Source organism: Mycoplasma sp. 4463 (assembly GCF_048381515.1).
Lineage (GTDB): Bacteria > Bacillota_I > Bacilli_A > Mycoplasmatales > Metamycoplasmataceae > Mycoplasmopsis.
The window spans coordinates 38,078-51,306 of the sequence record NZ_JBLWID010000002.1; the positions used below are offsets into that span (position 1 = coordinate 38,078).

Below are 13,229 nucleotides of genomic sequence, written 5' to 3' on the forward strand. Positions count from 1 at the left end.
TCTACTTTTAATTTCTAAATTCAATACTATTTGTAAGCTAATTTTTCTTCATACATTTCTTTATCAAATGCTTTGATAAATTCAGTCATTAAATCAATTGTAGCTTGAATATCAACAAGTGAAGCTAATCCAATTGGACTGTGTAAGTATCTTTGTGGAATTGAAATTGTCATAACTGCAGCACCACCAGGAGCAAATTGTAATTCGGCCGCATCAGTTCCTCCACCCTCTGCAACATATTTGTAAGCTGGAATTTCTTTTGTAGCAGCAATATTTGTTAATACATTAATTAATTTTGGATCTGGCAATGTTCCACCATCTTTAACTAGAAGACTTACTCCTTTACCTAAAACTGGTGTCCCAGGTTTTGCACCTGTTGTATCGTGTGCAGCACCTGTGTCAACAGCGAAAGCAACATCTGGATTAATGATTGAAACTGATGTTTTAGCACCTCTTGTTCCAACTTCTTCTTGAACTGTTCCCACTAAGTAAACATCACATCCTAATTCTAAATCAGCAATATTATTTGCAATAAATTCTAAAGCAGTCACACCTGCTCTATTGTCCATTGCTTTTCCACCAATAATGTTATTTGCAAAATGAATTGTTTCTCCAGATAAGAAAATTTTGTCCCCAATTTGAATGTGTGCTTCTTCAACTTCTTTTTTAGATTTGAAACCTAAATCAACAAATAAGTCTGATTCTTTAAGTGCGACTGAGATTTTGTCTCTATCCATAATGTGAATACTTGTGTGTCCGAATACACCATAAAATCTTTCATTTGTTTTTGATGAAACTACAACTGCTTTTGTTCCAATAACTACAGATGGTCAAACACCACCAATTGTTGTAACTAATATGTTTCCGTTTTCAGCAATTGATTTAACCATATAACCAACTTCATCCATGTGAGCAGCTAACATAACTTTAGGTGCATTAGCGACTTTAGATTTTTTGAAGAAAATAATTGAACCAAATGCATCACGTGAAATTTCAAAACCTGGTTTAATGTTTTTTCTTAATTCATCTGCAACTGGTTCTTCAAATCTAGAAATAGCTTCAATTGACATATATTTTTCTAATCTAGAAGCTAATTTTTCATATTTTTTTTCCATACAAACTCCTTATATTTATAGATGTTATAAATTTTATACATTTTTAGCTTTTATTCCACACATAAGCTAATCTTTTTTATGAATATAAGTACTTGCTATTTCATCAAAATACATTTGTAAATATTTCTTCATTTCAGGTGTTAAATTTCTAATTTGATTAAATGATTTACTTAACTTTTCTTGACTATCATTCGAAATTTTATCCTTGCGAATAAAGCACAACTTTCCACTTGTGTCTCAATAAATAAGATTCTGTTTATCATAAATTTTGTGAATATCAGGTGATAAATTTAACAAATTATTTACATCAGAAATCATCGTTAATGCATCTGTTTTAAATTTATCTCTTGAATCAACAATGTTTTTGGAAAATAATTTTTCTGTTTCATTTCTTATTCTTTCCCTTATTTTGTAAACAGGATAAATATGAGCTCTTTCAATTATTGTATTTTCTTCTAAATTAAATGATTGAATTGATTCAGTAGGGATTTTTTGGACTTTTGATCTAGTTCTTGAAATTTGATTTTCTATTTCATTTTGAATTTTAAATAATGTTTCTAGTGATTTTTTGACTCTTTGGATTTTATTTCTAAATGCCTTTCTAGTTTCATCATCATTAAGACCTTTTGTTTTATTTTCGTATTCAATTGTATGAATTAAATCTTGAATAGGTAAAAATGAATTATTACCACTATTTTTGAAGTAATTAATAAAATCATTTTCATTTTTTAAAGTGCTAAGTAGATTATTAAAATCATCTTCATTTGCTATAAACCTTTTAAAACTATTGTAATATCAATTGTCTTTAATAATGTCCAAATACATAAGTGGATTATTCTTTAGATTTTCATAATTAGACTTTACTTCGGAACTATTGGGTTTTAAATAACTACCTGCTGGATTATTACCTTTTAATATACCAATTAAGTTGTTAAAAGTTCCTTTATAATCAAAATTAACATAATAATTCAAAGCGGCCAGTTCCTGATTATTTAAAAATAAGATATTTTTATCATTTTTGTTTTCTCTAGGTTCTTGTTTTAAACTGTTACCGATAAGTGAAAATAATTTTTCCCTACATTTAAATGTGGTGGTTTTATCCTTAAATCATCTTGCAGTAGTTTTTAAATCTAAGGATGTACCTGCAAGAAATTTTATGTATCAATAAATTAATAGTCCATTTGAATCAAAAAAACAATAGATTTTTGCATCAAAATGATTTTTGCTGTTTTCTTTAGAAAATACGTTTAAAATGCTATAAATTTTAATTTGTTTTTTTAAATTTACAAATTCACTAGATTTAAAATTCATAATAATTAAAAATATTTTTTAATAACTTCATTAAATATATCTTCTAAAACTTCAACGGATATGCTGTTTCCGGCTGTAAAAATCATTTTATTTTCATTAACTAAACCGGTTTGACGAACCTTTAATGCATCAACTTTGTCGAATCCCATATATAGATATGCTTCTTCTGAATTCATTAAAACTAATTTGTCTTCTTCTAATAAAAATTTAAGTCTTGCATTTGCACCAGAAGCAGTCAATGTAGGACCTTTGTGATCTGTTTTATAAATGTAAGATTCGCTATTGAAATTAGTGTACCCCAATAATCTAGACTTATTGATTTTGTTTTTGGTTAACGTAAATGGTGTCTTTTTGTATAAAGTTAATAATTTTGTCAGATCGATATGAACAGCATTTTCATCGATGATTTGATTAAGCATTAAGTTTTTTTCATTCTTTTGAATGAATTCAAAATCTTCCCATCCAAAATAGAAACCATAAAAACTCTTTCTCTGTTTTGAGCCGAACCTGAATCAACTGCATTTAAAACTTTTCAATAACTTTTATAACCCAATGTTTCCAATGCATCTATTCATTTGAGAAAATCGTTTTTGAATTTAGATGAAGCCAATGCTTTAACGTTTTCTAATAATAAGACCTTAGGCAATCTATCTAAATTATTTTTAAGAATTCTTTCAATTTCATACAATAACCCTGATCTTGTATTTTCGTTAATTCCTCTTTGTTTACCTTGCTGTGATAAATCTTGACAAGGGAATGAATAAGTAAAAATATCTATACTCTTAGGTAAAGTATTATAAACAGTAATGTCTGTGCCGCTCTCTCTCTCTCTCTCTCTCTCTCTCTCTGAAGCCGTATCTTTCACTCATATAGTCATTATCAACATATGAATAAAGATAAGAGAATAAATTTCTTAATTTATTTTCTGGCATTCTCGTAAAGTATTTTTTATTAACTGGTTTTTTGGAGTCGGCAGAAAAAAGATACTTGTTTAATTTATCAAGCATTTCTTCTTTAGTCAACTTATTTTCTGGTTCTAATATACCGTAGTGAATACTTAAATACGATACAATCGCATCAATATAAAAATCACATGTTCCTAGTGATTTAACTGTAAAATTCAATTTCTTAGATATATTTTTTAATGCTTTGTATTGCGAACCTATTCCTGCGAACATTTCGAATAATGTAATTTCTTTTTTCATGATTTTTTTATTTTAACGGAATTAGAGAAGCATAATTGATAAGTTGAAATATTTTTTTAATTGAATTAAGAAAATCTATTTTTTATATTATAATATTTTTAATTATTGGGGTAGTACTCAAGAGGCTGAAGAGGCGGTCCTGCTAAGACTGTAGTGGTGGCAACACCAGCGGAGGTTCGAATCCTCTCTGCCCCGCCAATTGTTAACAAATCACTCTTTGAGTGTTTTTTTATGCACTTTTTTACTACTTTGTACATTTTTGAAGAAATTTACTAAATATATGTATGAAAAAGATTAGTTGATTCAATATATTATTAGTAATTATTTGTTTAAGCTCAGGTATTTTCATAAGTGTTGTTAAATTTACAGAAATAAAACAAACAAAGAAAATAGATGACGAACTAAATAAGCAAAAGAAAATTTATAAATATACAGTAGCTGGTAATGTATTATTTCCTGCTACATTTGAATCAGATAAGCCTTTATCATATAGAGATGTTTTTAATAAAGTAAAGCTTAAAACAAGTTCAGATATAAGCAGTTACAACTTAGATGATTTAGCAACTACATCTAGTGTCATTAATGTCGGTTTAAGAAAATACAAAATAAAATGGGAAGAAATCAAAGATGTTGAGACTTTAAAATGATTAGGTTTAAACTCAAGAGTTGCAAAGTTAATTTATAAACATCGCGAAAAGAATGAAAGTTTACACTCATGACGAGAATTGCTAGATATAAAAGGAATTTCTACTCGTACTATAGAATACTTACAAACGGTTATAGAATTAACTTAAGATGGTTTAATTTCTTTTTAATTTTATCTGTATTTTGTTTATTGCTAGTCACTTCTGATTTAATTTTATTAGTATATTTAATTCCACTCTTTATTTTTTCCATTATTTTAAAAAGAAATGACTTCGTAATTTTGTTAGCAATATTATTGACATTTTTGATATTTTTTAATCTTAAACATATTATTATAAATGCCTGATTTTACAGTAATAAAGGTGTCTCCGAAACTTACACAGTGATTGATATGTCGGATAAAGCTCTTTATGTTGAGGATAAATTTATGAACAAATTCATACTCAATAGGTCTGAATTAAAATCTGCTAAAGACCAAATAACTATCTATTCAAAAATATTTATTTGAGGAACATTGAAGGAAGTTAAAGAAAAATCAAATTACTTGCTGGCTAATGAAATTGATTTTTTAATTAAACCTAACAAAGTTATTGTTGTTAATAATTGATCCAGTTTAAGACATATGTTTTATAATCATTTTCTAAACAAAAATAAAGCATATTCTGATTTTATTTTCCCATTAATTTTTGGTATAAACACATCTACAAATAACGAAACATTAACTACCTTAAAAGAAATGGGAGTAGTTCATTTAATGATTGTTAGCGGTCTACATTTGGGTACTATTTACATATTCGTTAGAATGATATTTTCAAAATTTGATAAATATGGAATATTACAAATTCTTGTACTTACTATTTATTTTCTATTTTGCAAGAAATCAGTGTCAATCATAAGAACTTATTTATTTATACTTGTCATTCATTTTTGAAAAATATTTAAAAAAGATCAAGAATTGAATGTCGGTTGTCCATTATTCGTAATAGCATTTTTATTCTTATCTTTTAGACCTTACAGTGTTATGAATTTAGGTTATTGACTATCATATATTTTGACTATCGTTATGTTAAATGTAGATTTGGATAAATTTTTAAAACCTAAAAAACGAAAGCAAAAAGCAGCAAACTTTTTTGTAGGTTATTTCATACCCTGATTCATTTCTATATCCATAATTAGTGCATATATAAGAGAAATCAGTTTAATATCTTATGTTTACTCAATTATTTTGACACCAATATTTCAGTTTTTAATTATTTTCTTTACCTTAACTTTACCAATAACTTTTATAGCAGTTCCATTTGCTGAGTTAGCACAATCTTTCATCCAGCTATTATCAAAAGCAAATGTTACATATAAGTTTTATTATCAATTTTGATACTACATAATTTATCCATTTATATACATTTATATTTCCAGATTAATGTTCTTAAAAATGAAAAGATTAGAGAAAGTTAGATCATCTGACTTTATAAAACATAGGATAGCTGAACTTGAATTAAGAATGGAGAAATTAGAATATGCAAATGAGTTCAAATAATAAAAATAGAGGGATGTTTTTAGAAAAAATAATCAACAACACTATAGCTTATTTATGACAAGAGAACATTGCATTCATTGAGAAAAAGAGCACTCCTCTTGATATAAAAAATATCCAATCAAAGACTAAAAATAATGTCTTGGGTTCATTTAGAATTAAGAAATCAACAGTGGATTACATAGGTATGTATAATGGTCAATTTATTTGTTTCGAAGCCAAGAGTACAAATAATAATTCACTCACTAAAAAATTATTTAAGAAACATCAAATAGAATATTTAAACCTTATACATAGCAATAAAGGCATTTCTTTTGCTATTGTGTACTTTTCATTATATGATGAGTTCTACAAAATAACTGTTCCAGAATTATTACAATATTTTAAAAATAAAAGTAGTGTCAAATATGAAGAAATAAAAAGAAATTCTAAAAAGTTATTTTTAGAATTTCCTGGATATTTAACATTTTTAAATTAAGCTTTAAAATCTATTAATTCACGTAAGTATTTTGAAGGTGTATATTTGACAACACGTCTTTGTGGAACCACAATAAAATCAGCATCATTTTCTGATTTTTTGAATTTGTTTACCATTTTTCTTTGTGGTTTAACTGTTGTTGAAAAAATTCCTAAATGTGATAATCTAACTTTATCTTCCATGATTAATTGTTCTTTAAGAACGAAAACCATAGCATCGAAAACTCTTTCAACATCTCTTGGTGTCATTTCAGCACGATCTGCAACTTCTAAAATGTATTCTTTTTTAGTCATTTCAATGTCTCCTTTTAAAAGCTTGTAATAACAATATTATAATACAAAAAAACTTTTTTCCACAATTTTTAGGGATAAAAGTAATTATTTTTGTTTGATTGTAGGTTTAACTTTTGTTAATGCGATCTTATCATAATCTTTGAAGCCAAGTCCATAATACATAGCACCTGCAATTTTGTTGCTGAAAAACAAAACAGGTGTTTTTTCTATATATAGTATTCTTTCGCAAATGTTCATTACACAATCCTTTGCATAGCCTTTCTTTCTTGCTTCAGGAATTGTGAAAACACCTCCGATCATAACCGCATCTTTTGATTGACAGTTAATCGATGCATGTGATAAAACTTTCTCATTTTCATCTTTTAGCACATATCCTCAATATGCACCTTTTTCAAATGATCTTTTTAAGTGTTTAATATCAAGAGTATGCGATGATAGTCCTGTAAATTCAGGAATTAATTTTCTACTTTCAATGATATTTTCCAGATCTGAAATTTTAATCATTGTTGATTTTAAATTGCTTGGTTTCTTAAAATCTTTTTTATTTAAAGTTAAAACATATTGATAAGTAGGGACAATATTATTTCCAATAATTACTGATAATGCATTATTTAATTCGTTATAAAGTTCTTTTTGATAGACAAAGTTCTTTATATTATATTTTTTAACAATATTCTCTAAATCTTCATATTTACCTCTTAATTTTCTTCCGAAAATTAACAATGTATCATGGAATCTATAAAAAATTAAAACAGGTCTTTCATTTACATAATCAATGTAACTATCAATATTTTCGCCTTCTAGACCAAATGTTTCAATATCTGCAATTAACATCATATTAAGGTATTTATCTTGTGTATAAAGGAATTCTAAAATTCTATCTTTATAGTCATTAGTTAGCTTTAACATTTTTCTCATATTTTAATTATACTCTTTTGTAATAAAAATAACCAGTGTATACTGGTTAAATAAATCAATTTCTCTTTGTGATTGTTCTCTCACTAATGTAGTTTTTATAGTATGCATTATTGAAAGCAATACCTAAGAACATAAAATAAACAACTCAGTTTATAAAGAATGCAATTGTAAGGAAGAACCCTACAGGACCACCATATTTGTCATAGTTAATGTGTTGATTAATTGTTTTAAACAATAATACTAATAAAACAATTGGAGTGGTTGATAAGATAGCTCCTTTATAAACGGATTTAATAGTTAACTTAAATGATGGAATAAGTTTGAATAAACCAACTAACATTACAAACACAAAAACAAATGAAATTAATATATAAACAAATGTGTTTAATCAAATCGTTCCATTATATTTTTCTGTTATTTTTGTTTCAATGATGATATCGATCGTTGAGAAAAATCAGAATAATATTGATACAAATAAAACTAAGAATAATCCTTTTATTTTATTACCTCAATATGAACCAATTTTATTGTGTTTGTAAATGTAGTTATTTGCTGAAATTAACTTTCCATATCCTGTGCTTGATATATATAGTGATGATAAAAATAGGAAAATGTTAGGTAGCAATGCTTGTAAATTGAAAGCAGATGTACCTTGATCTTTCATTTGAATGCTTTGTAAGTAGTTTTGTGACCCAGGGATAAATCTTGACATAATAATTGTTATGAAGTTATCTTGGAAATTACTTCCAACTAGATTGTTATACCCTGGAATAAAACCGAAAAATATGTTTAACAAGAAAACCACATATATTACAGGGACAAATGATATTAATAAGTAAAATGCAGTGGACAATCAAATAAAGTTATATTCACTACTTGTGAATTTACTATATACATTATCCACGACTTTTAAACGTTTTCTATGATCTGATTCATTTCTAACTCAAATCAGTATGCTTGCGAAAAATCTAATCAAGCATTTCTTGATTATAAACTCATAAATCTTTGAGAAAAATGTAAATCTTTCAGGAAAAATTAAGTTTTGATGAAAGGTTTTTTTAGTTTTTTTAGTTACATTTTTAAGTTTTATTAACTTATTATAATCAGTGTTTGTATTAGTTTTTTTGTTTAATAAACTCATTGATTTTTTCTAAAACAATATCATTTGACAACTGTGGATTAACTTGTCCATTAGTTTCTTTCATTAATGCACCAAGTATAAATTTAATAACTCTTTCAGGTCTAGTTTCATATTCATCTAACATTGAAATATTATTTTTAATAATTGTGTCTATATAACTTGCAATAATATTTTTATCTGTTATTTGTTTCAATTTGTGCGCATCTAATAAGTCATTTATGTCACCTTTATAACTTGGTAATAGTGTTATAAGTTTTTTAAGCGACTTACTTGAAATAACTTCTTGATTTAATAATTGTAAACTTTGAACTAAATATTCAGGTTTAATATCAAGATCAATAACGTGTTTATTTTGTGCGTTTGCTAATGAAACTACTTCTGAGAAGAAAATTTTTGATAAAGCTTCCTTGTTATCATAATAAATAGAGTCAAAGTAATTAGATAATGGTATATCATCAATTAAACTGTTAATGTAAATATCTGCAATATTTGCATCTTTATATCTTTTTACTTTTCGGTTTGGAAGCTCATTTAATTTAACATTATCAATAAATGCTTGAGATAACTTGATGATTGGAATGTTTGGATCTGCAAAATATTTGTAATCAACAGAACCTGTTTTAGTTCTCATAACCACGTTTGTGTTAGTTTGATCATCAAAACGTTTTGTTTGTTGTAATATTTCTTCGCCTTTAAGAAGTTTTTCTTTTTGAATTTTAATTTCATTATCAATTGCTTTTTTGATGTTAGAAATTGAGTTCATATTTTTTATTTCAACTTTTGTTCCGAATTTATCTACACCATAAGGTTTAAGCGAAATATTAATATCGGCTCTTAAGGTTCCTTGTTCTAACTTACCTTCAGAAATATCTAAAAATTGCACAATTTTTCTAATCATATCAACATATAATGCAGCTTCCTCACTGCTTCTAATCACTGGGTAAGTAACAATTTCAATTAAAGGGATTCCTGCTCTATTATAATCTAATTTTGTAACTAAATCATCGTGGTGTTGTCTTGCAGTATCCTCTTCAAGGTGAATTCTTTCGATACCGATTTCTTTTAATCCATCTGAAGTTTGAATTTCTACATAACCATTGCTTCCAATTGGTCTAAAAAACTGTGTAATTTGATAACCTTTTGGTAAATCTGGATAAAAGTAGTTTTTTCTATCAAAATGTAATTCATCATCAATTTGCATATTAAGTGCTTTTGCAAGTTTGATTCCATATTCAACTGCTCTTTTATTAACTTGAGGCAATGTTCCGGGGTAAGCTAAGTCAATTTGGTGTGCTTTTGTATTAGGTTCTGCATTAAAGTCGATTCCGGCTGGTGAAAACATTTTTGTTTTAGTTTTTAATTCAACGTGAATTTCAATTCCTATAATAGTTTCAAAATTATTCATTTAAATCTCCTATAAGTTCTTCAAAGTATTCTGCATAACCTAATAATTTTCCATCTGAATATAATTTTGTTTCAAGAGCTAAGTTATATGGCATATTTTCATATTCACCTAATGGAATTGTTATTGATGGGTGACCTGATAAATTTGCACCAGTTAAAATAAAGTCCATAACACCATTTTTTGATTTATCTTCAAATAATGGAGCAATACCTACATAAGCCGGAAAGATTAAAACATCGCCTTGTGTTTTCAAGTCCTCAAAGTATTTAGCAATAACTCTTCTAGCTTTTTGAGCTTTAATAAAAATTTCTTCTTGATTTTCTGAATATAAAAAGTAACTTCCTAAACTTAATCTCTCTTGAACCATTTTTCCAAATTTTTGACTTCTTGTATTAAACATAACTTCTTCTCAAGAGTTTCCATCAACCCTTGAACCAAAAGCTATTCCGTTTAAGTTAGATAAATTTGAACTAGCTTCAGAGAAAGAAATGATTTTATAAACAATAGAAATTGTGTTTAAAATATCAAAATTTGGTTGAACTAATTTGACTTCTATCCCTTGCTCTCTTAATTTTTCGAGTAACTGGTTAAATCTTGCATTCACATAATCTTTTGTTAATGAACTAAAATCAAGAGCAACTACTGATTTTGGTTTTGTTTTGATTGCATTGTTTATTTGAACGTCAACTGAAGTCATATCTTTGTCATCTTTACCAAAAGCAGCTTGTGCAGTAATGATTGCATCATTTACATTATGAGTAAAGTAAGCAACTGTATCTAATGATGAAGCATAAGCAAACATTCCATATCTACTAATCGCACCATATGATGGTTTAAATCCTACTAAACCATTGAATGAAGCAGGTAATCTAACACTATCTCCAGTATCTGAACCTAAGGCAATCCCTATATTTTTTGTCATTGTTGCAGCTGAACCTGATGAAGAACCACCAACATAACGTTTAGTATCTTTGGGGTTAACTATTAAACCATAAGCACTATGAGTTCCTGTACCTCCTAAAGCTAATTCATCATTATTAACCTTAGCAACCGGAATTGCACCATTTTGTAAAAGTCTTTCAACAACAGTAGCATTGTAATAAGGTTTGAAGTTTTCTAAAATCTTACTTGAAGCTCTAGTGATTTTATCTTCTGTTGCAAAAACATCTTTGATAGTTAAAACAACACCATTGAGTAGATTGTTTGAATTTGAAACTTGTTCTGATTTTTCATATAAGCAGCTAACTGCATTATTTTTATCATTTTGAAGTTCATTGTACGCAGATTCGAAATTACCTTTATTTAAAAATTCTCTACTCATTATTTAACCACCTTTGTAAGTAAAATAAAGTCACTATCTTTTTCTTTTGCATTATCTAAAATGTTTTCTTTTGAAACTGAATAACTCATATCTTCAATATCCTCACGTAGGAGTTCTAAAATAGACTGCTCATTAATTCTTTCCATTGGTTTTACATTTAATAAATCAAGTTTGTCAAGAAGTTTAATTCCATCTTGAATATCTTTTCAAATTAACAAAATTTGTTCTTGAACTTCTTTAGTAGGTTCAAACATTAATGATTTAACTATTTGGTTTAATTTTTCAATATCTAATTTTTCCATAATTAACCTTTCTTTCAATTAGGTAAGCAATATAACTCTAAATCATTTAAATAACTTAAATTATTCTTCATATTTTTATATTTAACATAATATGAATGTAACATTAATCTAGTTTCTTTTTTACCACCATACTTTTTGTCACCGTGAATAGGAAAACCTAAATTTGATAAAGTCACACGAATTTGGTGCTTTCTACCTGTTTTAATTTGTGCAATTTTTCGATTTTTTTCTGAATAAAATAAAGTTGTCGCTTGCTTAGCGTCTCTTTTATTACTTTTTGCAACTTTCATTTTTTTATTTGATTCATCTTTGTAAATTCAATTGTTAACTACAAAAGGTTTATGTTCAGAAAAGTTATCTAACTTAATATCACTGATGAAAATATATTTTTTAATGATGAATTCACTATTATCATTCAATTGTCTAGCGGCCTCATAAGTTTTAGCATAAGTGATGATCCCACTTGTTTCTTTATCCAAACGACCAACGTGCGTCGGTTTAAAACTATCAGTAGGTACATAGTTTAAATATGATAAAACTTGTTCATCTAATGAATCATCTTCATCGTGAACTGAAATTCCAGTCGCTTTATTTAAAACTAAAATATTTTCATCTTCATATAAAACTTTCAAATTAACTGGAGCTGATTTTTTAACTTCATATTCTTGTTGCAAATCAGATTCACTTAAACCATAAACAGTGATAGCGTCATTCTCATTTACAATTTGATTTTTTGGAATTTTTCTTAATCCATTTATTTTAATTTCATTTTTCCTAAATAACTTTTCAACAAATCCTTTACTTAAATTAGGGAAATATTTTTGAATAAGTTTTAAGATTGTTCTTCCTGAATCATTTAATGTTGCTTTTATTTCTATCATTTCTACCTGCTTTATTAATGTAATTATATTTTTTTATTTTATTAAATAAAATAAAAAATGTAATATCAATACTTTTAGTTAAAACATATTTTTTACCCTCTAATAAAGTATTGAACAACATACAAAATGGATATTAAAATTGCTGAAAATATAGTCTGCAAGACTTAATTTAGCACCTACTATGACTATCACAGGATTTGCCGTATCATGTTCTTCAACAGAACCAGAAGATAAAATCACAGATGAAGAAAGAACACAATTTACTGGAGTATTCCAATCGGCTTATTCTCAATTACCTGAGAATAGTGTTATAGACACATTACCTCACAAATGGCAAGCAAAATTAGAGAAATCAAATCAATATGTGAGACTTTATTGAATAAGTTAAAATCTTCTTAAGCAATTTCTAGAAAGGAAATTGAGGAGTCTTCTAAGAAAATCTATGAAATAAGTTTATCAGCTACTTCAGTTTTAATTCCTTCGTAAAAATATTTTAATATGAAACAAACAAAGTATACTCTTTGTTCGATTTAGTCACTTTTATCAGAAAAATAAAAATTACTATCACAAATTTAGTTAAACTAGGACAAGAAAAGTAGACAGAAAATAAACTGGGACACTAAAAATGGACAGAAGGTTTAATTAGACATAATAACACCTCAATGATGTTGGGGTGTTTT

The 13,229-nt window shown here is 26.9% G+C and carries 16 protein-coding genes and 1 tRNA gene; 5 read left to right on the forward strand and 12 right to left on the reverse strand.

The window, feature by feature from the left end:
* Window positions 1-26: 26 nt before the first annotated feature.
* The 5 genes from ACNF36_RS00430 to dcm_N all read right to left on the reverse strand — a co-directional run bounded on the left by ACNF36_RS00430 (window position 27) and on the right by dcm_N (window position 3,631).
* Window positions 27-1,115, reverse strand: coding sequence for a M42 family peptidase (locus ACNF36_RS00430; RefSeq protein WP_418303342.1), 1,089 nt, complete (start codon window positions 1,113-1,115; stop codon window positions 27-29).
* Window positions 1,116-1,181: 66 nt separating this feature from the next.
* Entirely contained in the window at window positions 1,182-2,426 is a 1,245-nt protein-coding gene (locus tag ACNF36_RS00435; RefSeq protein WP_418303343.1) for an MAG4270 family putative restriction endonuclease, read from the reverse strand.
* A gap of 5 nt (window positions 2,427-2,431) precedes the next feature.
* Window positions 2,432-2,845 carry a DNA methyltransferase gene (locus tag ACNF36_RS00440; protein WP_418303344.1) on the reverse strand — a complete coding sequence of 138 codons (414 nt, stop codon included), beginning with the start codon at window positions 2,843-2,845 and terminating at the stop codon, window positions 2,432-2,434.
* A complete protein-coding gene (locus tag ACNF36_RS00445) occupies window positions 2,845-3,291 on the reverse strand; it encodes a DNA cytosine methyltransferase (RefSeq protein WP_418303345.1) in 447 nt (148 codons plus the stop codon). The genes ACNF36_RS00440 and ACNF36_RS00445 overlap by 1 nt, the downstream gene beginning before the upstream one ends.
* Window positions 3,221-3,631, reverse strand: a complete 411-nt coding sequence (gene dcm_N / locus ACNF36_RS00450) for a DNA (cytosine-5-)-methyltransferase N-terminal subunit (protein WP_418303346.1) — start codon at window positions 3,629-3,631, stop codon at window positions 3,221-3,223. The genes ACNF36_RS00445 and dcm_N overlap by 71 nt, the downstream gene beginning before the upstream one ends.
* 107 nt (window positions 3,632-3,738) lie before the next feature.
* Here dcm_N and ACNF36_RS00455 point away from each other — a divergent pair.
* The 4 genes from ACNF36_RS00455 (at window position 3,739) to recU (ending at window position 6,288) form a co-directional block, all read left to right on the forward strand.
* Window positions 3,739-3,829, forward strand: a tRNA-Ser gene (locus tag ACNF36_RS00455).
* Window positions 3,830-3,915: 86 nt separating this feature from the next.
* A complete protein-coding gene (locus ACNF36_RS00460) occupies window positions 3,916-4,425 on the forward strand; it encodes an MAG0490 family ComEA-like DNA-binding protein (protein ID WP_418303347.1) in 510 nt (169 codons plus the stop codon).
* A gap of 242 nt (window positions 4,426-4,667) precedes the next feature.
* Complete coding sequence (locus ACNF36_RS00465) at window positions 4,668-5,813, forward strand: ComEC/Rec2 family competence protein (protein ID WP_418303348.1); 1,146 nt, start codon at window positions 4,668-4,670, stop codon at window positions 5,811-5,813.
* 13 nt (window positions 5,814-5,826) lie between these two features.
* Entirely contained in the window at window positions 5,827-6,288 is a 462-nt protein-coding gene (gene recU, locus ACNF36_RS00470) for a Holliday junction resolvase RecU (protein ID WP_418303349.1), read from the forward strand.
* Here recU and ACNF36_RS00475 read toward each other — a convergent pair.
* The 7 genes from ACNF36_RS00475 to ACNF36_RS00505 all read right to left on the reverse strand — a co-directional run bounded on the left by ACNF36_RS00475 (window position 6,285) and on the right by ACNF36_RS00505 (window position 12,549).
* Window positions 6,285-6,581: an HU family DNA-binding protein gene (locus ACNF36_RS00475; RefSeq protein WP_257089537.1), complete on the reverse strand. Its 297-nt coding sequence runs from the start codon at window positions 6,579-6,581 to the stop codon at window positions 6,285-6,287. The two genes, recU and ACNF36_RS00475, sit on opposite strands and share 4 nt — an antisense overlap.
* A gap of 84 nt (window positions 6,582-6,665) precedes the next feature.
* Complete coding sequence (locus ACNF36_RS00480) at window positions 6,666-7,499, reverse strand: GNAT family N-acetyltransferase (protein WP_418303350.1); 834 nt, start codon at window positions 7,497-7,499, stop codon at window positions 6,666-6,668.
* A 46-nt stretch (window positions 7,500-7,545) separates the two neighbouring features.
* On the reverse strand, window positions 7,546-8,640 hold the full coding sequence (locus ACNF36_RS00485; RefSeq protein ID WP_418303351.1) for a YihY/virulence factor BrkB family protein: 1,095 nt from the start codon (window positions 8,638-8,640) through the stop codon (window positions 7,546-7,548).
* Window positions 8,615-10,045 carry an Asp-tRNA(Asn)/Glu-tRNA(Gln) amidotransferase subunit GatB gene (gene gatB, locus ACNF36_RS00490; protein ID WP_418303352.1) on the reverse strand — a complete coding sequence of 477 codons (1,431 nt, stop codon included), beginning with the start codon at window positions 10,043-10,045 and terminating at the stop codon, window positions 8,615-8,617. The genes ACNF36_RS00485 and gatB overlap by 26 nt, the downstream gene beginning before the upstream one ends.
* Window positions 10,038-11,366, reverse strand: coding sequence for an amidase family protein (locus tag ACNF36_RS00495; RefSeq protein ID WP_418303353.1), 1,329 nt, complete (start codon window positions 11,364-11,366; stop codon window positions 10,038-10,040). Before ACNF36_RS00495 ends, gatB begins: the two co-directional genes overlap by 8 nt.
* On the reverse strand, window positions 11,366-11,668 hold the full coding sequence (locus ACNF36_RS00500; protein WP_418303354.1) for a glutamyl-tRNA amidotransferase: 303 nt from the start codon (window positions 11,666-11,668) through the stop codon (window positions 11,366-11,368). The genes ACNF36_RS00495 and ACNF36_RS00500 overlap by 1 nt, the downstream gene beginning before the upstream one ends.
* A gap of 2 nt (window positions 11,669-11,670) precedes the next feature.
* On the reverse strand, window positions 11,671-12,549 hold the full coding sequence (locus ACNF36_RS00505; RefSeq protein WP_418303355.1) for a pseudouridine synthase: 879 nt from the start codon (window positions 12,547-12,549) through the stop codon (window positions 11,671-11,673).
* 181 nt (window positions 12,550-12,730) lie between these two features.
* On the opposite strand from ACNF36_RS00505, the gene ACNF36_RS00510 reads away from it, so the two are divergent.
* Complete coding sequence (locus ACNF36_RS00510; protein ID WP_418303356.1) at window positions 12,731-12,937, forward strand: hypothetical protein; 207 nt, start codon at window positions 12,731-12,733, stop codon at window positions 12,935-12,937.
* The last annotated feature ends 292 nt before the right edge of the window (window positions 12,938-13,229 follow it).